Here is a 22,096-nt window from a genome sequence, read left to right as displayed (position 1 = left end):
TATGGCGTTTACATATATGTATTGTAAATAAAAAATATTGATACAATTTTTAAACCTATGAAAGAGAAAACTATGAAACGTTTATTTTTACTTCCAGCATTATTGCTTGCACTAACATTTGGTGCAACTGCGCAAAGCGTACAAGACCTCCCGAGGCCTCAGACAACTGCTCCTGTATCAAGTGACGCTATACAGCAGGGTAACTGGCTTGTTGGGGCAGACATCGGTAACATCGGCTTTAATTTTAAATCAACCACTTTCAATTTTGACATTGCGCCGAGAGCAGGTTATTTCATAAGTGACAATGCCGTTATTGGTGCGTCGGCTCAGCTTGGCTTATCCATCTACAACGGTGGTGAAAACTGGCGCTATGGCCTGACGCCGTTTGTGCGTTACTACTTCCCGGAAGGTGCAGCACCGACGCACAGATGGTTTGGTGAGGCTGTTCTTGGTTTTGCGGGTAGCTCGGACGAAGACAGTGAAGATGATGCCTTTCTCTCGCGGGTATATGGCGTAAGAGCAGGTTATGCTCACTTTGTGGCCAGCAATGTGGCTTTGGAAGGAACGCTTAACTTAATCAGAAGCAGTGCTAATATCGATGTTGATAACAATACTGGTACTGGATTGTCAGTAGCAATAGGTCTTCAGATTTACCTGCCAGGCAGAAACAACTAGTAACAAAAATTCTATCTTTTTAAATTAAAGCCTGCTCCATTATTTTATGGAGCAGGCTTTTTTATGCATTGGCACTAAACTTCCGAGGCTGTTGCCTTACATTACTGCAACACTTCCTTTGCCAGCTTCTTTTTACCGTCTATCTTGTGGCTATACTTTAAGCCTAGTATCTCCGTCACTACCGGGTAAACATGTATATTCTGGAAAGACGGAATTCTTTCTCCTTTCTTAAAGGCCGGCCCCCATGCATAAAAGATTGCATGCATGTCCTTTACCGATACCGGATCATAACCATGCGTTCCCGGTGCTGGCTTGTGCGTTGAAAAATGAAACACCTTTGGCGCTTCTGCCAGCAGCAGGATATCCCCCACCCGGTTGTATACATCGTCTTTGGCTCCATAATGCAGGTGGGCGGGCATGTTTGTTTTGCGGTATACTTTATAATCCTTTGCTTCCTGCTTTAGCTTTCTGTACATGCTTTTGATGGCGCTCTTATCTTTCGCGTGAAGTTCCACCACCATACCACCACCCGATACCAGGAACTTCGCCGTATCCACGGCAGCAGGCAAAGGCAAAGTAATTTCAGTATCAATTTGTGTCATACCATGATCTGACACGAAGATATAGTTTACCGGCAGGCCTGTTGATGCTACTGCATCTGTTAGCTTTTTAATGTTTTCATCCATTTCCTGCACGGCTGCTCTTGTTTCCGGGGCGTCGGGGCCATAGCGGTGGCCAGCATGATCCACTTCCGGCATATAAAATGTTATCAGGTGCGGCCGCTCAGTTTCCGGCAGGTTCAGCCAATCCAGCACCACCTGCACTCTTTCTCCGAAAGGAATAGCCTCATTGTACTGGTAATGGTACGTTGGCAACACACCTTGTATCGGGGCCTCAGAACCAACCCAGTAGAAACTGGCGCTCAGCATTTGCTGCTGTTCCGCCAGTACCCAGAGTGGCACACCGCCGTACCAGCTTTCGTCCTCTACCTTATCTCTGTCCCGCATAGAATAGCTTTCCTTACGCTGGGGATCATAGAAGTAATTGTTGATGAGGCCATGCGTGGCCGGGTACATACCCGTGACGATGGTATAATGGTTTGGGAAAGTCTTGGAAGGAAATGATGGCAACATCGATTCCGCCTGCACGCCCTGCTCCCGCAAAGCCAACAGGTTTTGCGCCTGATATTTGTCGGCATAGTCGTACCGGAAGCCATCTGCCGAAATCATTATTACGTATGGCTTCTGCTGTTGCTCCGGGCTGTTCTGCCTGTTGGAAACTACTTTCTGAGTGATGTCTACCTGTGCGGAGGCGGTGGCTACCCCTGCTAAGATGCACAAAAGGAGGAGGTACTTTTTCATAAGACAAAGGTAATTCCAAAATCCATTGCAAAACTGCACCCCGTATTATTTTAGAATTAAGTTCGCAAGGCAGTGAATTTGAAATATCGTGCAGGCAATGGCGGAGTAGCAATAGCATACTTATAATAAAGCACGCTGTCTTTCCAAATAGCAGTTAATCAGGTTTCTTTCACAAACAGGCGCTTGTCAAACTCAAATGGCACGGCCTCTATTGTTGCTACTTTTCCGAAATCTGCGTGACGGGGGTTCACCAGGTAGTTATAGGTGCCCTGTACAGTGGCCGAAGGGACTTTCAGCACCAGGTGTTCGCTCTCCAATACAAAAGCATCCCCTATTTCCTGTGTACTGTTAGCGTGCGGAAAGCTCTTCCAGTCTGTGGGTAGTTCTTCGGTAGCAAGTTCTTTGATGGGGGCGTCATCCGGAATATGGATGCGCACGAGATAGTAATCAGCGGGTACAATGCCTAAGGGCATGTGTACGGCTATTTCAACGGTACAAAGGGCAATGGATTCGCTCGTATACAGGATAGCAATACCTTTGCTGTTCCAGCGGCCACCTGCCAGTTCGGCCCCACGGCCAGAAAGATCATTCCTGAATTTACCCCTGCTGAGGCGGTACACGATCATGCCAATACGCCGTGTTCAATTCGTGTCAGTTCATCCTTCAGCAACCCGATGCCGAAGGTACTGTCTAAAAGCTCTTTTGGCTTAATGCCTCCTAAAGCCACATTCTTCGCACCGAGCCAGGCATCGAAGTTTGCTTTGTCGCCAAACACTTCTACTCCTTTATTATATACCAGCGTAATCTCCAGTATTTTCTCGGAGTGCAACGGGTCGAACGTGCGCTTGTCTTTCTTATAGCGCTGGAACGTACGCTCCGACAGGTGCAGGAAATTAGACCATTCTGTGGTGCTGAAAGGGCTTTTGTCGGCTATGTACTGAAATAAGGCATATTTGATTCCTTCCCGTACTGTGCTGATAAGCATAAATACGTCCCGGTCGTCAATTTGCTTGTAGCTTATATCGCTGGTGAGTGCCTGTCCCATGGTTTAATTCGTTTATGTCTCAAATATAAGAAACTTGTCATAATTAAAACGACAATTGTCGCAAAATAGTTTTACAGGGAACCCAATTGTGCGGTTAAAACATGTCTTATGCGCCACCTCATCCTGCCGGTATAGGTTTGTTTTTAATTGAAAAAGCACTATTTCTGCTGGTCAGACGTTACGTAGGCCAAACAACCAGTAGTATCAATGCGAAAATATATGGTGGCGGCAGTTGGCCTTGCTTTAGGTATAAGTGCCTGCAACACCCAGAATGCACTAACAGAAAGTAATAATACGCCTAAGCACCCCACACTCTCCATGGCCGACGTAGTGCCGGTAATGGAGCCGGAAACACCGGAAGCGAAGGCAAAGCAGGAAAAATTTCTGCAGGAGAACGTGGACCGGTTCAAGAGCCGTGAACTGGCTAGTGAGTATTATGTGCTGCAAGCCCAGCGTGCTTTCAACGACGAAAAACTGGATTCAGCCTCCTACTTGTTTGGCCGTGCTTACCTGATGGATAGCACCAACAACGATATCTTCTGGGGATACGGCATCGTGTATGGGCGGGAACAAAAGTATGACGAAGCGTTGTTCCTGCTTTACCGCGCGCTGGAGAATGACAAGGAAAACCCGCGCCTGCTCAACGATGTAGCCACCAGCCATCTGAGCCGCTTTTATGTGAAAGCGGACCCGGAGGACCTGGTGCAAAGCAAAAAGCTACTGGAGCAGGCCGTGCAACTTTCTCCCAACGAGGCGGATGCTTATTACAAGTTAGCCATTAACTGTTATTACCTTCGGGAGTATGGCAACGCCTGGAGCTATCTGCACAAGAGCATCCAACGCGACAAAGATATAGCAGATAAAGCCTTTATTGCTGCCCTGTTAGAAAAGCAACAAGATCCACAGGGCCTGTATACAGCGCAACAGGTGCTGTAGCTTGCGAAATAGTAGACATTAACTTACTTTTATATTTCAGCAGCCTTATTAACTGCTTTACATCGAATAAATCCTGAAGATGAAAAAACTACTTTTAGCCGCCGTCGCCATTTTTTGTGCCACCTCCATGAGCTTTGCGCAGGAGCAGCCAGCTGAGCAGAACCCGCAGGTGCTTCCAATGTTTGGAGGAAAAGCGAAAACAGAAGAGCAGCAGAAAAAGGATGAGAAGTTCCTGACCAGCTGCGACAAGAGCTTTGCCAGCCGACAGGAAGCCAGCAGCTTCTTTATGGAGCGCGGCTGGGAATATATGAACGAAGGGCAGATTGATACCGCCGTGTACCGTTTTAACCTGGCCTGGCTCCTGAACCCGGACAACAAAGACACCCACTGGGCTTTTGGATTGGTTACTTCAGCCAAAGGGCAAAACGAAGAGGCAATCAAACATTATGAGAAAGCGCTTGGGTATGATCCGAAAAACTCTTTACTGCTTTCAGATATCGCTGCCACTTACCTGAAAGTATACGGTGAAGGCAAAAAGAAAAAGAAAGATCTCAAAAAAGCCACTAAGTATCTCTCTGAAGCCATCACGGCAGACACGGCGAATGCTTTTGCGCTTTACAACCTCTCGAAAGTGAAGTTCTATGAGAAGAAGTACAGCGATGCCTGGGATTACCTGCACCAGAGCCGCGCAATAAACATGACGCAGATTGACTATAACTTCATAACGGAATTGTCGGACCAGATGCCGGATCCGAAAGGCTTCTTCCGGTCTGGCGTACCAACCAGCAGCAACGAATAAACAGCAAAGCCTCTGCACACAAGCAGGGGCTTTTTTTATAGTGTCCCGAAATCAGCAAGAATCGGGTTGACAGTGATGCACGGTTTTCGGTACTTCACAGCATGAACCACTATGAAACAGTCGCCAGGGCCCTGACCTATATTCGGGCACAGGCAAAGGGGCAGCCTGACCTGGACGAGATAGCTACACATGTCTGTATGAGCCCCTTCCATTTTCAGCGTGTGTTTACTGCGTGGGCAGGCGTAAGCCCTAAAAAATTTCTGCAGTACCTCACACTGCACCATGCCAAAGCAGCACTGGCGCAATCAGCCACGCTTGCAGAGGCGGCAGACAGTAGCGGTCTCTCCGGCACCAGCCGCCTGCACGACCTTTTTCTACAGATAGAAGGCATTACCCCGGGCCATTTTAAAAGGCAAGGCGAGGCTTTGCAGATCAGTTACAGCCTGGGCAGCTGCCAGTTCGGGGATTATATCATAGCCTCCACCGCAAAGGGAATATGCCACCTTCACTTCTACAAGTCCGAACAGGATGCGCTGGCGGACCTACAGGCACAATGGCCAAAAGCGGCTTTACACCTCCGGCAGGAGGCTTTGCACCAGCAGGTGCATCAATTCTTCCAGCATCAGCTTAAGCCACAGCAGAAACTGCCATTGCACCTGCAGGGCACTCCTTTTCAACTCAAAGTATGGGAGGCGTTGCTGCGCATACCGGAAGGGCAGCTTACCTCCTACTCCACTCTCGCCCGGGAAGTCGGAAACCCAGCCGCCAGCAGAGCAGTTGGAACCGCCATCGGCAGTAACCCCATTGCTTTCCTCATCCCCTGCCACAGGGTTATTAAAAGCGTGGGCGGCATTGGCGAGTACCGTTGGGGCAGCGAGCGCAAGATGGCTATGATTGGCTGGGAAGCAGCGCAGCACCGGGAGGAAATACCAGAAATTATAGCAAGTCAGCAGTTACCCCTCTTTGAGGAAAGTACTTAAGCAAAATGAAGTAAAGACTAATCTTCTGCAGTCCAATTTCGCCGCTGTTGTTTGTTCTATATAACAACTTGCTGATTAGTGTATTGGTCCGGGAGCCCTAAAGTTAAGTAGTACAAGAAACTACTTTATAATTGTGCAGGAGCTATAGACCATGCCTCTGGCACAGGCAGTTTCACGCCCGCCCGCAGGCTTGACACTAGCTTGGAGGGAAATATAAATTATTGAAAACCTTCCTGATCAGGTGTATCATATTTTACTATATTTGTTCATCATCCTTTGATAAACTTTTAGCCAAAATATATGAAACAGAATCTACTGAGAGTGTCTGTCTACCTGCTGGCAGGTAGCATGGCCCTATCCTCTTGTGTGGTATCGAAAAAGAAGTACGAGGACCTGATGGCCCGGAAAAATGCCCTGGAGGTCGACAAGTCTGGCCTGGAAACGGAGAAAGCAACGCTGGAGCAGCAGAAAGCATCTCTTGAGGAGGCTAAAGCAGACCTGGAGCAGGAGCGTGCGCTGCTGGAGCAGGAAAAAGCGGAGTACCAGCAAAGCCTGGCTCAGGCTCTGAAAGAGGGGAAAACGCTGGGAGAAAACCTTAACATGAGCAAGTCTCAGATCGAACGGCTGAATGCAGACCTGCAGGCACGCGAGCAGCGCCTGGCAGAGTTGCAGCGCATCCTGGATGAAAAGGACAAAGCCGTGGCCAACCTACGCAGCAGAGTGAGCAACGCCCTCCTAGGCTTCAACGACAAAGACCTGACCATCGACGTACGCAACGGAAAAGTATATGTGTCTTTGGCAGAGCAACTGCTGTTTAACTCCGGTTCTACCAAAGTGGACCCGAAGGGAGTAGATGCCCTTAAAAAGCTGGCGGTTGTGCTTAAAGAGCAGAAAGACGTGAATGTGTTGGTGGAAGGCCATACAGACGATGTGCCGATTTCAAAAGGAACCGTAGGCATGCAGGACAACTGGGACCTGAGCGTGCTTCGCGCCACTGAAATAACGCGCATACTGGCTACTGCCGGTGTTGACCCACAGCGCGTAACGCCATCTGGCCGTTCCAAATATATACCGCTCGACGGAGCCACCACCAAAGAAGCACGTCAGAAAAACCGCCGCACAGAAATCATCCTCACTCCTAAACTGGATGAGCTGTTCCAGATTCTGGAGACGACATGATATAAGAGAAGACTTATGTCTCCTGAAAGCAAAGGCCGGCTTACGTGTAGCCGGCCTTTGCTTTTGCTAAGCTTTAATTATCTGACTCACAATAATTCCGTTCCTCTTCCTAAACAACTGACTCCTGTGGTTTTGGCAGCACACGCTTAAAGACAGGCAATAGCAACACATACAGTAGTCCTCCCAGAGGCAATGCCATAAGTCCCCACACTGAAACACCGGCTAAACAGGCCTGCCAAAGTTTATTTAAAGCATACAACCAGTCTGCTTTGAACATAGCCTGCATCTCAGTTATAGAAAGCCGAAGTTCAGATAAACCAAACAGGCTGATGCCCATCCGGATAAAAGGAAGCGCCAACAGCAACTGCAGCGGCTGCACCAGATAACTCACCAGAACAGTAGCGGCTATGTTAAGCCGGAAGCGTGCTGCAACGGCAGTACAGAGTATGGTGGTAAGCCCCAGTGCCGGCATGATTCCAATCACTGTGCCTGCAGCTACTGTGGCAGCCAGTTTGCGTGGCGTCATGCCCTGTCTTAGCAGGTTAAGTACAGGTTGACTAACCCTCCGCTTAAAAAAATTTGATATAACGCCTGAAATGGACAAAGGAGTTAGATTGATTAATACGACACTTAAACGGCAATCTTGATGAGAAATTACAAAAAAGCCGTGGCATTCAAATTATGCCGGTATAGCAACTATTATACTATATCAGCACAAAAGTAACCTGTCAGCATTCAGGTTATTTTACCAACAGTACATTTACTTTAAAAGTTGAAAGGCTGGTAAAAAACCTGCGTAAAGTGATTTTTCAAATAAGTATGAGCTGATATTTAAAAAAGAGTACGCTTTTATACGCTCGCCCTAACAAAAACCTCCCCCCACCACACCCAAACCACATAGTCATATTGATTTGATAATCAAGTAATTACAAGAACAAAAGACTTCATTCAGAGTCAAAAAATATTATTTTCTATAATATTTTGGAACCAAATTAAACTTTTATGAAAACGGCATGTCTAAAAATAAACAAACAGATAAACACCAGTCTGCATGAAAAAATTATTACTTACCCTCCTTTTGATTAGCGCTATTGTAAATGCGTATGCGCAGAGTGCCGCCGTATTTGGAACAGTTAAAAGTGCATCCGACGCCACAGCATTGCCAGGCGCCACTGTTATTCTTGAAGGTGATTCAGATACACCTAACACAACTATAACGGATTCAGAGGGTAAGTTTCGGTTTGAACGTGTCCCGGCGGGGGATTATACACTTAGAATAAATTACCTGGGCTTTCAGAACTTCACGCGCGCCGTGCAGCAACAGGGAAAATCGGTTGATTTGGGTACACTTTCTTTGCAGGAGGAAGCCACGGCTATAAAAGAGGTACAGGTTGTGGGACGGGTTCCGCTGGGTGACCAGAAGGGAGATACGTCACAGTACAACGCAGGAGCCTTTAAAACTGCTCCCGATGCCAGCGCCGAGGACCTGGTTACTAAAATGCCCGGCGTAACCATACAGGATGGTAAGGTACAGGCACAGGGAGAGGACGTACAGCAGGTGTTTGTGGACGGAAAACGCTACTTCGGGCAGGATGCAGACGCTGCCCTGCGCAACCTACCTGCCGAGGTAATTGAAAGCGTGCAGATTTTTGACAGAAGAAGCGATGCTTCAGAGATGAGTGGCTTTGACGATGGCAACCGCGAAAAAACGATGAATATTGTCACAAAGCCAGACAAGAGAAAAGGTCAGTTTGGTAAAGTGTCGGCTGGTTATGGCACCGATGACAGGTATATGGTGGGAGCCGCTGTTAACTTCTTCAACGAAGACAGGCGCTTTACGGTAACAGGGCTTTCCAACAACATTAACATGCTTGATTTCTCCGTAGGTGAAACGCCCGGTGGTGGCATGCGTGGGCGAAGAGGCGGCTGGGGTGGCCGAACGCCAAATGGTATCATTTCCACTAACATGGTTGGTGTGAACTATAGCGACATGTGGAGTGACAAAATGGAGGTAAGCGGCAACTATTCATTTATGAACAGAGAATTCGATGAGAGACGCTACAGCTTTCAGGACTTCACGCAGCCTATATTCCCTGGTCAGACTTACACCGAAAACAGAAGCAACATCACTGTAGAAAATTCGCATCGTTTTAATATGCGCCTCGACTATAAAATAAATGAAAGAAACAGGTTGCTGATTACGCCGAACATAACAGTTCAGCAGAATAGATCCAATACTAGCCTCTTTGGTACAACAAACTGGGATGAAGGACTGCTAAACGAGACGCAGGACATTTCTAATTCAGACAATGCGAGTATTAACCTAAACAATAACATCTTCTACAGCCACAGCTTCACGAAGCCCGGGCGCGTTTTCTCTACAAGGCTCAGAACAGACTACAGCTCCAACAACGGAGACTATTACAGGGTGTCTAATACGACTTACTTTGATGGTGAAAGCAGAAACGTTGACTTGAGACAGTATTCTGATACAGACAGAAGAGGCTTCTCCTGGGAAGGAAACGTTTCTTACACAGAGCCAATAGGTGAAAACAGCCGGGTACAGCTGGAGTATGAAATCGGAAACAGGGACAATGACTCTGACAGAAGAACTTACAGCTTCGAAGAGCAGACAGGCAGGTACAGCGAATTGGATACTATCTTCACCAGTACGTTTAAAAGTCAGTACCTGACGCAGGAAGCAGAACTGGGCTATCAGTACAACACAGAGCAAATGAGGTTGCAGGTGGAAGTGGAGTACCAGCATGCGCAGCTGCAAAATGACCAGCAGTTCCCAAGGGTTTTGAACTTTGACCGTACTTTCCACAGCATTCTACCATCAGCACAACTGGAGTATAAATTCTCCAAAACCAGAACCCTTTTCCTCGATTACCGCGCCAATACCGATGCCCCTTCTGTAGAACAACTGCAGGATGTGTATGACCCGTCTAACTCGGTGCAGGCCCGCATCGGTAATCCAAACCTGGATCAGTCGTTCCAGAACAGGCTGATGATGCGCTACAGAAACTTCGATCCGGAAACAAATAAAGTATTCTTTGTCTTCTTGATGAGTTCTATCACGCAGAACTACATTGCCAACAGCACATTTACCCTGCGGGATGAGATAAGGCTGAGCGATGACTTTGCCTTAGGACAGGGTGCACGTTTAACCCGGCCGGTTAATTTAGATGGCTACTACAATGTTCGGTCATTCTTTAATTACGGTCAGCCGGTAAGCTTTATAAATGCAAACTTCAATGTAAACGGTGGCTTAGGCTATGCCAGAATACCGGGCTTGAACAACGATCAGCTGAATTATGCCAACTCTACCAACATGAGGTTAGGCTTATCGCTTAGCAGCAACATCAGTGAGAAAATCGATTTTAACATCTCCACAAGTTCCAGCTATAACATCATAGAGAACACACAGCTAACGAACCAGGATAATAACTACTTCAACCAGTCAACGCAACTGCGCTATAACTGGATCTTTTGGAAAGGGATGGTTTACCGTACAGAGTTAAACCACCAGTATAACTCCGGATTATCTGCCGGTCTTGATCCGAACTACCTGCTCTGGAATATGAGCATCAGCAAGAAAGTATTCAAGAACCAGAAAGGCGAAGTTAGTTTAAGTGTAAACGACCTGCTGAACCAGAACGTAAGCGTGCAGCGTAACGTGCGCTCCGACTATATAGAAGATGTGCAGACAAACGTACTGCAGCGCTACTTCATGCTGACCTTTACCTACAACATCCGCAATTACTCCGGTAAGCTGCCTGAAAACATGGATGGAAACCAGAACGAGCGCGGCAACTGGAGAGGTGGCCGACCAGGTAACTAAGAATTTTACTTCGATTCATCAAAAGCAAATGCCCGGTATAACAGCCGGGCATTTGCTTTATAGTGCCTTCCACTTTAAGTGCAGCGTATTGGTTACCAGCTAACTATTCATTGTAATTCATCTTGATTTTCTATACATTAGCTATAGCAATGTACTACCGGAAAATACAGCAGCTTTTCAGGAGATGATAGCTGAAGCAAAGGTAAATGCTGAAACATTTTTACCACTTTAGACAAATTGAGGACCAATTGCGGTAATACTTTATATCAGTAGCAGGTTGTATCCAAGTTTACTATACTCAACTATAAAAAGCGATGGAATCCATTTATTTCACTGTTGCCCGGGCAGGATTTGTGGTGCTGACTGCTATCTGCCTTGCCCTGATTATTTATGGAGCAAGACAAACGCTCCTGCGTATGGGCTGGGAGGCTGAGAGAGCAAACAGACGCACCCTTCTGATAGCTGCCCTTCTCTTTTCCTGGGTGGTGTTTTCCAGTGCACTGGCGCTGCAAAGTATACTTGGTGATTTTTCCGCTACTCCTCCCCGCCTGCTGCTCATCATTTTGCCTCCGCTCATCGCTATTGTCTGGCTCACATTCAGTTCTTCGTTCCGGCAATTCCTGGCCCATGTACCAAGCTACTGGCTCATTATGCTGCAGGTATTCCGGGTGCCGGTAGAAATCTTCCTGTGGCTACAGTTCATTGCGGGGCTCACACCAGTTCAGATGACGTTTGAGGGGCGAAACTGGGATGTGCTCACGGGACTGACAGCACCTGTTGTTGCCTGGCTCTGCTACGGCCGGGGACGTAACCTGAAAGGCGTAGCTATTGTCTGGAATATCTTTGGCCTGACTTTGCTGCTCAACATCGTGGCAACCGCTATACTATCCACCCCATCCCCATTCCGGGTGTTCATGAACGAGCCTGCAAATACGCTTGTTGCACAGTTCCCTATCGTGTTTTTACCAGCAGTGCTGGTTCCCCTGGCTTATGCACTGCACCTGTTTTCGCTGCGCAAAATATTCCTTAGCAGCGGAACCACTGCCGCTTCCACACCAGTTCATGCGGCAGTTACTCCTTCAGGTTCTTCCGGAGTATAGTTTATCCTAAAATTTTGACTTAAACCATTTCTTGATTTTCCCAATAGTAAGGGCGTGTTCTTCTGTTCCTTCTGAACCCAACATATACGACCAAGCTTTCATATCATCCTGGTTATCGCAGTATACTTTAAACATACCCAAAAAAGGAACAACGACAAACATACCGGGCAGGCCCCAAATCATGGCTCCTATCACAATACTCAAGATAGTGACCATCGGATTGATGTTTACCTGGCTACCTGTGATGTTGGGTGTAAGAATGTTATTTTCTGTGAACTGCACCAGCAGGAAAAACAGCAATACCCAAAGTGCTTTTTGAGGAGAGCCTTGCACCAGCAGCGTATAGGTTAAAGGAATAGCACCTCCAATCAATGTGCCGAAATAGGGTATAAAGTTCATGATAGCAGACATTATCCCTAGCATGACGGCATATTCTACTCCTATCAGCAGCAGACCGGATGTGTTGATGACGCACAGAATAAGAATTACAATGACGATCCCCCGCATATAATTCTTCGTCACATGTGAAATTTCATCTATGATGCGCTTTGCCTTCGTGTGCTTGTAAGACGGCAACTGGCGATAAATGACATTTTCGAACTTATTCCGGTAATACAGCATCAGGAAAATGTATACGGGCATCAGGCCAATCTTCGTAATAGTGCTGGTCATTGTCATTAGTACGTCTGCAATAAAGCCACCACTCAATTCCAAAGCCTGGTTTACCTGATGTCGTAGCCACTGTTCATCTTCTGGATCGCTGGCCCCAAACTTTTCTTCTAAGTTTTGCTGAAGTATATCAACGTTTTGCATCGCATTTTGCTGCAGTGCAGGAAAGTCACTCAAAAATGTTGTCAGCTGCCTGTAGAGAAAAAACAATAACCCTACAAAAACAGCCATGGCCGTGATTACGGTGATAAAATTAGCAAGGATACGAGGCACTCCCCAGTCCTCCAGCTTCTTCTCGGCAGGGTACAGCAGGTACGCAAACAGCACAGCGATAAATACCGGGTAAAGGAAATCCCGGGCCTCTACCAGCACATAGACCAGCAGAAGGCCGAATAGCAATATTATGGTGAGTTGCTGCAGTCGGCTTTGCTTTTTTTCCATATCCCTTACTACTGCTTTTAGTAGTGTTTTTGTTATATATATTTTTTAACGAGTTTAAGAAATGTAGAAAAGAAAAGCGATGCACAACAATAAAGGAGGCTGAAAACCACAAAATTTGTTGACAGGAACTGTAACATGAAATTAAAAAAATATAAACTCTGCTGTTCAGTCTGCTGATGAAGAACAGATGCTTTGATGCTTCGTACCCGTAGATACGCCGCTTAAATGCGTACCTTTGCGCTTATATACAATCCATATGGCCTCTTTCAAAGATTTAGCGCTTAAACCGGAGTTGCTGCAAAGCCTCCAGGACCTGAACTTCACAGCACCTACTCCTATTCAGGAAAGCGCTGTTCCTGCGCTTTTGCAGGGGCAGGATGTGGCGGGGCAGGCCGAAACAGGCAGCGGCAAGACAGCAGCCTTCGGACTGCCTATACTCCACAACATCGACACTACCTTGCAGCAGGTGCAGGCCTTGGTTATTGTGCCCACCCGTGAACTGGCCGTGCAGGTGCGCCTGGAACTCAAGCAGCTGGGCAAAAATATAGAGAACCTTAAGATAAGCGCCTTTTACGGTGGCCATGCTTTTTCTCAGGAACGGGCTTCACTTGCCCATCCGCCGCAAGTATTGATTGGCACGCCCGGTCGCCTTACAGATCACCTCAACCGCAGAACTTTAGATTTAACTCATACCAAACAAGTCGTTTTAGATGAGGGAGATAAGTTGCTGGAAATGGGCTTTGAAGAAGAAATAGATCAGGTTATCGGCTCCTTGCCCGGCAGGCGCCAAACGATACTTTTTTCGGCTACCATGCCGGAAGGCGTAAAAGCTTTGATTGCCAATTCACTTCGCAACCCACAGTTTATAAAAGCCACCTCCACCACCATTCCAGACCAGGTAAAGCTCATCGGCATCAAAGTAGAGCAGGGCCAACGGCAGGAGGTTGTTTCAAAGCTTTTACGCAGTACGAAAGCAGGAGGCACTGTCGTTTTTGTGAACACGCGTGCCACTGCCGATGAACTCACTGCAAAATTGCAGGCGCAGGGACTTTCGGCCAGGGCACTGCACGGCGGAATGGAACAGCCAGACCGCGATAAGGCGATGACGCTATTCCGTAACGGCAGCACCCGGATTCTGGTGGCTACAGATTTGGCAGCACGGGGACTGGACATTGACGTGCTGCAAAACATCATCCATGTAGAGCTTCCTGATGACGCTGCCTCTTATCTGCACCGGAGCGGTCGCACAGGGAGGGCAGGAAAGGGAGGTACTGTCTATACCATCATCACCTCGCGTGATGAGCAAAAACTGCGGGAATGGAACCTGCAGCAAGTAGACGAATGGCTTTCTGTGGCTGCACTGGAAAAGTCTTCAGCAAAGCCCTCATCAGAAAAAGCAGCGGCTTTTGCAACCATCTACATCAATGGCGGCCGCAAAGACAAAATAAGCCCGAAAGATATTGTAGGAGCCCTCATAGCCGAGGCAGGCCTGAAAGCTGACCAGATCGGCAAAATTGAAGTACAGGATCGGCAAAGCTTTGTTGCTGTTCCTGCCAACGTTGCTCAACCAGCCATTGAAAGTTTGGGCAAGGGCAAAATTAAAGGCCGTAAGTATAAAGTGGGAATTGTGAAATAGCCAATAGTTTAACAATTGTTTTGCACGGCTTTTGCTCTCTTTTCAAAGCGGATGCATTATTTTTGCACCTGATTTATACAACCAACTTAAATGAAAAAGATTTCACTCCTTGCTATAACCCTTCTGGTTTGCAGTGCCCTCTCCTACGGGTGGGGCTTTTTTGGACATAAGGTCGTGCACCAGCTTGCTATTTACAACCTGCCAAAGCAGCTACAGGGTTTTTATTACAAGCATCAAAATTATATGATAGCTAAATCCATACGTCCTGACGAGCGCAGAAATGATGATCCGACGGAGGCACCGCGCCACTTTATTGATATTGATGTATTTGGGGAAGAAGCAATCAACACCATGCCCGAAGCCTGGGAAGCCGCAGCCGAGCAGTACTCCGTTGATACCCTGCTGAAATATGGCATTGTGCCGTGGCACGTAGTAGTGATGCAGGAACGGTTAACAAATGCATTTAAGCAGCAAAATGTAGACAGCATCCTGTACTACTCTGCTGATTTAGGGCATTACATCGCGGATGCTCATGTGCCCTTGCATACCACTGTTAACTACGATGGCCAGCTGACAGAGCAGAAAGGCATGCACAGCCTGTGGGAATCTAAACTACCAGAGATGTTTGCCCAGACCTATAAGTTGAATGCAAAACAAGCTGAATACCTGCCAAATGCTGAAAAGCAGATCTGGAAAGTAGTGCGCAATACTTATTCGTTAATCCCAAACACGTTGGAATATGAGCGTGAGGTGAGTAAAAACTTTACCGACGAAACTAAATATGATCGGGTGGAGCGTTACGGCAAAATGCGCCAGTACTATTCCGACGACTTCGCAAAGGCGTATCAGCAGAGACTAGGAAGTATGGTAGAACAACAGATGAGTGCCGCCGCACAAGAGGTAGCCAACTTCTGGTACACAGCCTGGGTAGACGGTGGCAAGCCGGACATGGACAAGCTCATGTACCAGCAACTCACTAAGGCTGAGAAGAAACAACTGAAGCAGGAGAAGAAAGCCTTTAAGAGAGGAGAGTTGTTTGAGAAAGATCTTGTTATCGCAGCCAAGAAAGCAGATAAGGAATAATTTTTTCGCTGTATGAAATATGGAGCGGCTATACCCAGATAGGTATAGCCGCTTTTTTGTGCCCTACAATTTATCTAGGCTGTAAAAGCTCCCCTGACTCCTACCCCTGCCTCTCATCATTCAATGGTCATTTTCTGTTTTGCTAACCCGCTGCTATCTGAAAATATGCTTACCTACCTAAACTAATAACATTAGCAAATCTTTAGCAGCGAATACTAAAATCACTTACCTTTACACTATGGAGATACTCATTGGAATAGCTGCGTTTTTAGGAGGACTGGTGGTAGCCTACATGGCGCTGAAGGGGAAACAGCAAGCACTGCAGCAAACAGCCAACCAGGCGGCTGTAACGCAGGGCGTGCTGGAGGCGCAGGCAAAGCAACAGGCAGAAGAACTGGCGCAGTTGAAAGTGCTGCTGCGTGAAGCACAGACGGAGACACTGGAGCTAACCAATGCCCTTACTAAAACAGAGACAGACTACGAACACCTGAAATCCCGCCTTCAGGAACAGGGCCGGGAACTGGAACAATTGCGTGAAAAATTCCTGCAGCAGTTCCAGAGCATCTCCAATCAGGTGCTGATGACGAACGCCGAGCACTTCAACAAATCCTCCTCCGAAAACCTGGAGCGCATCCTGATGCCGCTGAAAGAGCGCATCAAAGATTTTGAAGCAAAGGTTGACCAGACGTATGAGAAAACACTGAAAGACAGTATTTCATTAAAGGAACAGATAACACAACTTGCTTCCCTGAACCAGCAAATGAGCCAGGATGCCATCAACCTGACCCGTGCGCTGAAAGGCGAAAACAAAACGCAGGGGAACTGGGGCGAATACCTGCTGGAAAGCCTGCTGGAAAAGTCCGGCCTGCGCAAAGGAGTGCATTATGAGCGCGAGGAAGTACGCCAGAACGACGACAGCAAAGTCTACCGCCCAGACGTGATTGTGCGCCTGCCCGACAGTAAGCACCTTATTATCGATTCTAAGATGTCGCTGATGGCTTACGAAGCCTATTGCAGCTGTGAGGATGAAGACCAGCAGGAAGTATACCTGCGCAGCCATATCAATTCGGTACGCACCCACTTCACAGATTTGGGCCGGAAGAACTACCACCGCCTCAGCGGCATTAATTCCCCTGATTTTGTGATGATGTACATCCCGCTGGAACCCGCTTTCAGTCTGGCGCTACAGCACGACCACGACCTTTTTACCGATGCGTTTGACCGGAACATTGTACTTGTCACCACCTCTACCCTGCTGGCAACGCTACGCACCGTAGCCGGTGTCTGGCGCCAGGAAGACCAGAAGCGCAATGTGATTAGAATAGCAGAGGAAAGCGGCAAGCTATACGATAAATTTGTGGGCTTTGTAGACGACCTGAAGACTATCGGCAAGCACCTGGATAACAGCCAAAGCTCCTACAATGCCGCTATGAACAAACTCACCGAAGGCAAAGGCAACTTAGTACGCCGTGTGGAGATTCTGCGCGAGTTGGGTGCTAAGACAAGCAAGACAATTGATGATCACCTGCTGCAGGAAGCGCAGGTAACAGAATTGCCAAACGAAGTTGAATAAAAGCAGGAAAATTATCTGTTCTTTGTTCAGCACCACTACTACTGTTTTGATTAACCCTTAAACCCATTACAGGCAGACACAATAGCTGCTGCATGATTTTTGCACTACCTATACAAGAATTGTATATTTAGTTCGACTAACGACAAAAGCACTTCATGAAAAAATTTATTTTCACCGGCCTCACCGCCGCTATAATATTCTCTTCCTGCTCCAGCCAGAAAACTGAAACAGCTGGTACAGAATTAACTGCAGAAGCAACCGCTGTGCAGCAGGATGCACAGGCTTTCTTAGACCAGTACTCCCAAACATACCAGGACCTTTATACTAAATCTGCTGAAGCAGAATGGGCCTCTAATACCCGCATTGTAGAAGGAGATACAACCAATGCAGCGGCCACGCGTCGTGCCAACGAAGCTTTTGCCACTTACACAGGAAGTGCGGAAAACATACAGAAAGCCCAGGCTTTACTTGATCAGAAAGACCAACTGACAGCACTGCAGGTAAAGCAACTGGAGGCTATTCTTTATACAGGTGCCAATAACCCGCAGATAATACCGGACGTGGTAAAAGCCCGCATCAAGGCAGAAACAGAGCAGACAGAAAAGCTATATGGCTTCAACTATCGTGTGTTTGAGCAGGAAGTAAGCACGAACGACATTGATAACATGCTTCGGAACGAGAATGACGTGAAGCGGCGCCAGGCTGCATGGGAAGCAAGTAAAGAAGTTGGACCGGGGCTAAGAGAAGGCCTGCTTAACCTGCGCCAGTTGCGCAACCAAACGGTACAAAGCCTCGGCTACGACGACTATTTCTCTTATCAGGCCTCTGACTATGGCATGACACGCGAAGAGATGATGGACCTGATGCAGCAGGTAAATGAAGAGTTGCGCCCACTATACCGCGAGCTGCACACCTATGCCCGTTACGAACTGGCAAAGCAGTACGGCGTAAAGGAGGTGCCGGAGTACCTGCCCGCTCACTGGCTGCCAAACCGCTGGGGCCAGGATTGGAGCGCGATGATAAATGTGGAAGGCATTGACCTGGATGCAGCCCTGAAGCCGAAGGGTGCCGAGTGGCTGGTGCAGCAGGGGGAGCGGTTCTATACCAGCTTAGGCTTCCCTGCTATGCCTGAAACTTTCTACATTAAATCAAGCTTGTATCCGCTGCCGGAGGGGGTGAATTACAAAAAGAACAACCACGCTTCTGCCTGGCACCTGGACCTGGACAAGGATGTACGCAGCCTCATGAGCGTTGAACCTAATTCGGAGTGGTATGAGACAACGCACCACGAACTGGGACACATCTACTATTATATGACATATACGAACCCTGATGTGCCTGTGCTGCTGCGTGGTGGTGCCAACCGTGCCTACCACGAAGCCATCGGTAGTTTAATGGGGCTGGCGGCAATGCAAAAACCTTTCCTGGCTGAGCTGAACCTGATAGAAAAAGATGCGCAGACCGATGAGGTGCAGGCGCTGCTGAAAGAAGCATTGAGTTATGTTACGTTCATTCCTTTCTCCGCCGGTGTTATGAGTGAGTGGGAGCATGACTTTTATGCTGAGAACCTGCCGGCTGACCAACTGAACAAGCGTTGGTGGGAGCTGGCAAAAAAATACCAGGGCATTGTACCGCCGACTGAGCGTGGAGAGCAGTACCTGGATCCTGCCACTAAAACACATATAAACGATGATGCAGCGCAGTATTATGACTATGCCCTTAGCTATGTTATCCTGTTCCAGTTGCATGACCACATCGCCAAGAACATTCTGAACCAGGACCCGCACGCCACCAACTATTACGGTAAGAAAGAAGTGGGTGATTTCCTCCGTGACATTATGTACCCGGGTGCCTCAGCAGACTGGCGCCAGATGCTGAAGGAGAAAACCGGCGAAGAACTTAGCGCCCGTGCCATGGTAGATTACTTCCAGCCGCTGATGGATTATCTGAAAGAGCAGAACAAAGGCAGGAAGTACACGATTTAATTTAATTATGAGTTAGGAATGCTGAATTATGAATGGTTCAGCAACATTTATCATTAGAAACAAGAAGCCTCACAACGGATTTTATATATCCAGCGGTGAGGCTTCTTGATTTTAGACAGTATCTTAAGATGCTTAATCTGATAACTGCACTGATAAAGTGAGCACGGGCTCCTTTTCAGAGGCCGACTTGGGTGCCTGCTTATAGGTGGAAAAGAAAAGGGAGAGTTTATCTATTGTCTTATCGAGCACCTCTACCTCCGGAAGATATACTATTCTGAAATGGTCAGGCTTATGCCAGTTAAAGCCGCTCCCCTGCACAACAAAAACATGTTGTGCCGCCAGCAAGTCCAGCACAAGCTGCTGGTCGTTGTGGACATCAAACCTTTTGGCATCTATCTTCGGGAACATGTAAAAGGCTCCCATCGGCTTTACACAGGTAATTCCGGGGATGGCTGTCAGCTTCTCATAACACGCATTCCGCTGTTTCCCTAGCCTGCCTGTTGGCAACACCAGGTCCTGCACCGATGGCACACCTTCCAGCGCTACCTGTATGGCATACTGAGCAGGCACATTGCTACACACCCGCAGGCTGGCCAAGGTATTTAGCCCATCAATATAATCTGCCGCCTTCGACTTGGCCCCACTTATAAGCATCCACCCAGCGCGGAAACCGGCTGCAAGATAGTTTTTGGAGAGACCGCTCATGGTTATACAAACTGCTGAATCTGAGAGGGTAGCCGTCGGAATGTGCTCAACGCCGTCATACAGGATTTTATCATAGATCTCATCAGAGAAAATAATCAGCTCGTGCTCCTCGGCCAAGGCCACTATCTCCGTTAAAATATCCTTAGAGTAAACGGCACCCGTCGGGTTATTCGGGTTGATGATAACAATGGCACGTGTTTTAGATGTAATCTTGCTTTTGATATCGGCTACATCAGGATACCAGTCAGACGCCTCATCGCACAGGTAATGCACTGCTTTACCGCCCGAGAAATTAACAGCGGCTGTCCAAAGCGGATAATCCGGTGAAGGCACCAGCATCTCATCCCCGTTATTCACCAGCGCCTGCACCGACTGCATGATCAGTTCGCTCAGGCCATTCCCTAAAAAAATGTCATCAACATGAATGTGCGCTACTCCCGCCTTCTCATAATAGGTTTTTACAGCCTCTCTGGCACTTAACAGACCCTTATGATCTGAATAGCCCTGTGCCAGACTCAGATTTTCCACTATCTGCTGCAACACTGCCTGCGGTGCATTAAATCCAAATGGTGCCGGGTTGCCAATATTCAGGTTGGTAACTTTATGTCCCTGCAATTCAAGCTCTTTCGCCTTCTCATATACCGGCCCCCGCAGTTCGTAAGAAACATTGTGGAGCCTGTCGCTTCGTTGTATCATACTCTTAAAATTTGCTCAATATAACATTGCTGCCGTTATAAATTACCTCTTACTGGCGAACAATTTTCATATTGAAACTTGTTCTTCTTTATTAAAATGAAAAAAATGAGTACTATCTACCTCACAATTCCGCTACTAGTTTTATACTATAGGTGCTATCAGGCTGTAGCCTTACATGGTAGAGCATATCAAAACCCTCTGCCAGGGAGGGCTTCAGCAGTCTTTTATGAGTACCATAAATTCCCTTCTCCGGAATCAGGAAACGGCCACTTCGCAGGCTGTTACGGGCTAAAGCATCTTTGGTAGTAGATTCAAAATAATACCCTATTACTTCATAGCGCGCCGCCTTCGCCAGTTCAATATACTTTTGTCGTTCAGCCGCTGTAGGATTGGTATTGTCTACCACAAAACGCATCTGAGAACGGATACATGCCTCCAGAAAAAGCCGCTCCCGGTTGCGTGTCCGCAGCAGATCCATGCTGATGCGCATATGGGTATCAAAGAAGTGTTCTTTGTAAAAAGTAGATTTACCGCTTGCTTGAATTCCGCAGAAGATAATGGCTTGCATATTTACTTTATACTTCTCAGACCGTGTAGTAGATACAGCAAGGAGAAACCAATCTGTGTGAAGTGTAGAAACAGCTGTAGGTACTAATGTCAGAAAGGTAGATTTCAAGCTTCGAAAGCCAATCCCTTTATTAAAACAAAAAGGGCTTAGCGTTAGCCAAGCCCTTCTGTTCTATATGTTCAAGTAAATTTACTTTACTTTCTCAACGATTGATCTGAACGCTTCCGGGTGGTTCATTGCTAAGTCAGCAAGTACCTTTCTGTTCAGGTCGATGTTAGCCTTTTTCAAAGCGCCCATCAGCACAGAGTAAGACAAGCCATGCTCACGTGCACCCGCGTTAATACGCTGGATCCACAGTGCTCTGAAGTCTCTCTTCTTTGCTTTTCTGTCGCGGTACGCATAGGTTAAACCTTTTTCAACTGCGTTTTTCGCAACTGTCCAAACGTTCTTGCGACGGCCAAAGTAACCTTTGGCCATTTTCATTATTTTTTTTCTTCTGTGTCGTGCTGCTACGACATTGACCGATCTAGGCATTTCTTTTGAGTTTTAGCGACTGGTGATTGTAAAATCTTTAAAAAGACCAGGCACTGGGTTCGTACTAATAGTTAACCTTAAATAATTAAATGTTGAGCATAAGTTTTACTCTGTCCGTATCAGCTGAGCTAACAAGGCCTGTTTGAGTAAGGTTACGCTTCTGCTTTGTCGTCTTCTTCGTCAGGATGTGGCTCTTAAAAGCGTGCTTGCGCTTAATTTTGCCAGTACCTGTCAAAGTAAAACGCTTCTTTGCACCAGATTTTGTTTTTACTTTTGGCATGGTTATA

Annotated in this window: 20 protein-coding genes; 11 read left to right on the top strand and 9 right to left on the bottom strand. The window is 47.3% G+C overall.

All coding sequences use genetic code 11. The features are described from left to right. The first annotated feature begins 57 nt into the window (after nt 1-57). On the top strand, nt 58-675 hold the full coding sequence (locus tag DXT99_RS16890) for a hypothetical protein (RefSeq protein WP_246000793.1): 618 nt from the start codon (nt 58-60) through the stop codon (nt 673-675). Between the two features lie 101 nt (nt 676-776). Here the strand turns inward: DXT99_RS16890 and DXT99_RS16885 are convergent, their stop codons facing one another. The 3 genes from DXT99_RS16885 to parS form a co-directional block, all read right to left on the bottom strand. Further along, the gene (locus tag DXT99_RS16885) at nt 777-2,036 is read right to left on the bottom strand and encodes an alkaline phosphatase family protein (protein ID WP_115566758.1); all 1,260 of its coding nucleotides are present in this window, start codon (nt 2,034-2,036) and stop codon (nt 777-779) included. 158 nt (nt 2,037-2,194) lie between these two features. Continuing rightward, complete coding sequence (locus DXT99_RS16880) at nt 2,195-2,662, bottom strand: RES family NAD+ phosphorylase (protein WP_115566757.1); 468 nt, start codon at nt 2,660-2,662, stop codon at nt 2,195-2,197. Further along, entirely contained in the window at nt 2,659-3,081 is a 423-nt protein-coding gene (gene parS / locus DXT99_RS16875; RefSeq protein WP_115566756.1) for a type II RES/Xre toxin-antitoxin system antitoxin, read from the bottom strand. The genes DXT99_RS16880 and parS overlap by 4 nt, the downstream gene beginning before the upstream one ends. A 207-nt stretch (nt 3,082-3,288) precedes the next feature. Here parS and DXT99_RS16870 point away from each other — a divergent pair, with 207 nt between their 5' ends. The 4 genes from DXT99_RS16870 (at nt 3,289) to DXT99_RS16855 (ending at nt 6,975) form a co-directional block, all read left to right on the top strand. Beyond that, nucleotides 3,289-4,017, top strand: a complete 729-nt coding sequence (locus DXT99_RS16870) for a tetratricopeptide repeat protein (RefSeq protein WP_115566755.1) — start codon at nt 3,289-3,291, stop codon at nt 4,015-4,017. 79 nt (nt 4,018-4,096) lie between these two features. Then, on the top strand, nt 4,097-4,816 hold the full coding sequence (locus DXT99_RS16865) for a tetratricopeptide repeat protein (RefSeq protein WP_115566754.1): 720 nt from the start codon (nt 4,097-4,099) through the stop codon (nt 4,814-4,816). Nucleotides 4,817-4,917: 101 nt separating this feature from the next. Continuing rightward, nucleotides 4,918-5,796: a bifunctional transcriptional activator/DNA repair enzyme AdaA gene (locus tag DXT99_RS16860; protein WP_115566753.1), complete on the top strand. Its 879-nt coding sequence runs from the start codon at nt 4,918-4,920 to the stop codon at nt 5,794-5,796. A 300-nt stretch (nt 5,797-6,096) separates the two neighbouring features. Further along, nucleotides 6,097-6,975 carry an OmpA/MotB family protein gene (locus DXT99_RS16855; protein ID WP_115566752.1) on the top strand — a complete coding sequence of 293 codons (879 nt, stop codon included), beginning with the start codon at nt 6,097-6,099 and terminating at the stop codon, nt 6,973-6,975. A 109-nt stretch (nt 6,976-7,084) separates the two neighbouring features. Here the strand turns inward: DXT99_RS16855 and DXT99_RS16850 are convergent, their stop codons facing one another. Further along, nucleotides 7,085-7,579, bottom strand: a complete 495-nt coding sequence (locus DXT99_RS16850; RefSeq protein ID WP_262511367.1) for a DUF2062 domain-containing protein — start codon at nt 7,577-7,579, stop codon at nt 7,085-7,087. 447 nt (nt 7,580-8,026) lie between these two features. Between DXT99_RS16850 and DXT99_RS16845 the strand changes: the two genes are divergently transcribed. Both DXT99_RS16845 and DXT99_RS16840 read left to right on the top strand, forming a co-directional pair. After that, nucleotides 8,027-10,819: a TonB-dependent receptor gene (locus DXT99_RS16845; RefSeq protein ID WP_115566750.1), complete on the top strand. Its 2,793-nt coding sequence runs from the start codon at nt 8,027-8,029 to the stop codon at nt 10,817-10,819. A 314-nt stretch (nt 10,820-11,133) separates the two neighbouring features. Beyond that, nucleotides 11,134-11,919 (top strand): hypothetical protein, encoded by a 786-nt coding sequence (locus tag DXT99_RS16840; protein ID WP_115566749.1) that lies wholly within the window; start codon nt 11,134-11,136, stop codon nt 11,917-11,919. Nucleotides 11,920-11,925: 6 nt separating this feature from the next. Here the strand turns inward: DXT99_RS16840 and DXT99_RS16835 are convergent, their stop codons facing one another. Continuing rightward, nucleotides 11,926-13,029 (bottom strand): AI-2E family transporter, encoded by a 1,104-nt coding sequence (locus tag DXT99_RS16835; RefSeq protein ID WP_115566748.1) that lies wholly within the window; start codon nt 13,027-13,029, stop codon nt 11,926-11,928. A 256-nt stretch (nt 13,030-13,285) separates the two neighbouring features. On the opposite strand from DXT99_RS16835, the gene DXT99_RS16830 reads away from it, so the two are divergent. From DXT99_RS16830 to DXT99_RS16815, 4 genes are all read left to right on the top strand, one after another. Further along, complete coding sequence (locus DXT99_RS16830; RefSeq protein ID WP_115566747.1) at nt 13,286-14,665, top strand: DEAD/DEAH box helicase; 1,380 nt, start codon at nt 13,286-13,288, stop codon at nt 14,663-14,665. A 90-nt stretch (nt 14,666-14,755) separates the two neighbouring features. Beyond that, nucleotides 14,756-15,748, top strand: a complete 993-nt coding sequence (locus tag DXT99_RS16825; RefSeq protein WP_115566746.1) for a zinc dependent phospholipase C family protein — start codon at nt 14,756-14,758, stop codon at nt 15,746-15,748. Nucleotides 15,749-15,986: 238 nt separating this feature from the next. Further along, nucleotides 15,987-17,321, top strand: coding sequence for a DNA recombination protein RmuC (gene rmuC / locus DXT99_RS16820; protein ID WP_115566745.1), 1,335 nt, complete (start codon nt 15,987-15,989; stop codon nt 17,319-17,321). Between the two features lie 155 nt (nt 17,322-17,476). Continuing rightward, entirely contained in the window at nt 17,477-19,306 is a 1,830-nt protein-coding gene (locus DXT99_RS16815) for a M2 family metallopeptidase (RefSeq protein ID WP_115566744.1), read from the top strand. Between the two features lie 132 nt (nt 19,307-19,438). Here DXT99_RS16815 and DXT99_RS16810 read toward each other — a convergent pair whose 3' ends face one another. The 4 genes from DXT99_RS16810 to rpmI form a co-directional block, all read right to left on the bottom strand. Continuing rightward, on the bottom strand, nt 19,439-20,707 hold the full coding sequence (locus tag DXT99_RS16810) for a pyridoxal phosphate-dependent aminotransferase (RefSeq protein ID WP_115566743.1): 1,269 nt from the start codon (nt 20,705-20,707) through the stop codon (nt 19,439-19,441). 121 nt (nt 20,708-20,828) lie between these two features. Continuing rightward, a complete protein-coding gene (locus tag DXT99_RS16805; protein WP_115566818.1) occupies nt 20,829-21,275 on the bottom strand; it encodes a bifunctional polynucleotide phosphatase/kinase family protein in 447 nt (148 codons plus the stop codon). A gap of 189 nt (nt 21,276-21,464) precedes the next feature. Further along, on the bottom strand, nt 21,465-21,809 hold the full coding sequence (gene rplT, locus DXT99_RS16800) for a 50S ribosomal protein L20 (protein WP_115566742.1): 345 nt from the start codon (nt 21,807-21,809) through the stop codon (nt 21,465-21,467). Between the two features lie 85 nt (nt 21,810-21,894). Beyond that, nucleotides 21,895-22,089 carry a 50S ribosomal protein L35 gene (gene rpmI / locus DXT99_RS16795; protein ID WP_115566741.1) on the bottom strand — a complete coding sequence of 65 codons (195 nt, stop codon included), beginning with the start codon at nt 22,087-22,089 and terminating at the stop codon, nt 21,895-21,897. Between the last annotated feature and the right edge of the window lie 7 nt (nt 22,090-22,096).

It is taken from the genome of Pontibacter diazotrophicus (genome assembly GCF_003367245.1).
Classification (GTDB): domain Bacteria; phylum Bacteroidota; class Bacteroidia; order Cytophagales; family Hymenobacteraceae; genus Pontibacter; species Pontibacter diazotrophicus.
The sequence above is the reverse complement of the archived record's forward strand: the minus strand, read 5'-3'. Positions and strand labels throughout refer to the sequence as shown.

Bases quoted from the DNA above. Each gene is read 5' to 3' on its own strand.
- DXT99_RS16805 (WP_115566818.1), bottom strand. From the start codon at position 21,275: ATGCAAGCCATTATCTTCTGCGGAATTCAAGCAAGCGGTAAATCTACT.
- DXT99_RS16815 (WP_115566744.1), top strand. From the start codon at position 17,477: ATGAAAAAATTTATTTTCACCGGCCTCACCGCCGCTATAATATTCTCT.
- DXT99_RS16865 (WP_115566754.1), top strand. From the start codon at position 4,097: ATGAAAAAACTACTTTTAGCCGCCGTCGCCATTTTTTGTGCCACCTCC.
- DXT99_RS16840 (WP_115566749.1), top strand. From the start codon at position 11,134: ATGGAATCCATTTATTTCACTGTTGCCCGGGCAGGATTTGTGGTGCTG.
- rmuC (WP_115566745.1), top strand. From the start codon at position 15,987: ATGGAGATACTCATTGGAATAGCTGCGTTTTTAGGAGGACTGGTGGTA.
- DXT99_RS16855 (WP_115566752.1), top strand. From the start codon at position 6,097: ATGAAACAGAATCTACTGAGAGTGTCTGTCTACCTGCTGGCAGGTAGC.
- rplT (WP_115566742.1), bottom strand. From the start codon at position 21,809: ATGCCTAGATCGGTCAATGTCGTAGCAGCACGACACAGAAGAAAAAAA.
- DXT99_RS16880 (WP_115566757.1), bottom strand. From the start codon at position 2,662: ATGATCGTGTACCGCCTCAGCAGGGGTAAATTCAGGAATGATCTTTCT.
- DXT99_RS16830 (WP_115566747.1), top strand. From the start codon at position 13,286: ATGGCCTCTTTCAAAGATTTAGCGCTTAAACCGGAGTTGCTGCAAAGC.
- DXT99_RS16890 (WP_246000793.1), top strand. From the start codon at position 58: ATGAAAGAGAAAACTATGAAACGTTTATTTTTACTTCCAGCATTATTG.
- DXT99_RS16885 (WP_115566758.1), bottom strand. From the start codon at position 2,036: ATGAAAAAGTACCTCCTCCTTTTGTGCATCTTAGCAGGGGTAGCCACC.
- DXT99_RS16845 (WP_115566750.1), top strand. From the start codon at position 8,027: ATGAAAAAATTATTACTTACCCTCCTTTTGATTAGCGCTATTGTAAAT.
- rpmI (WP_115566741.1), bottom strand. From the start codon at position 22,089: ATGCCAAAAGTAAAAACAAAATCTGGTGCAAAGAAGCGTTTTACTTTG.
- DXT99_RS16810 (WP_115566743.1), bottom strand. From the start codon at position 20,707: ATGATACAACGAAGCGACAGGCTCCACAATGTTTCTTACGAACTGCGG.
- DXT99_RS16860 (WP_115566753.1), top strand. From the start codon at position 4,918: ATGAACCACTATGAAACAGTCGCCAGGGCCCTGACCTATATTCGGGCA.
- DXT99_RS16825 (WP_115566746.1), top strand. From the start codon at position 14,756: ATGAAAAAGATTTCACTCCTTGCTATAACCCTTCTGGTTTGCAGTGCC.
- parS (WP_115566756.1), bottom strand. From the start codon at position 3,081: ATGGGACAGGCACTCACCAGCGATATAAGCTACAAGCAAATTGACGAC.
- DXT99_RS16835 (WP_115566748.1), bottom strand. From the start codon at position 13,029: ATGGAAAAAAAGCAAAGCCGACTGCAGCAACTCACCATAATATTGCTA.
- DXT99_RS16870 (WP_115566755.1), top strand. From the start codon at position 3,289: ATGCGAAAATATATGGTGGCGGCAGTTGGCCTTGCTTTAGGTATAAGT.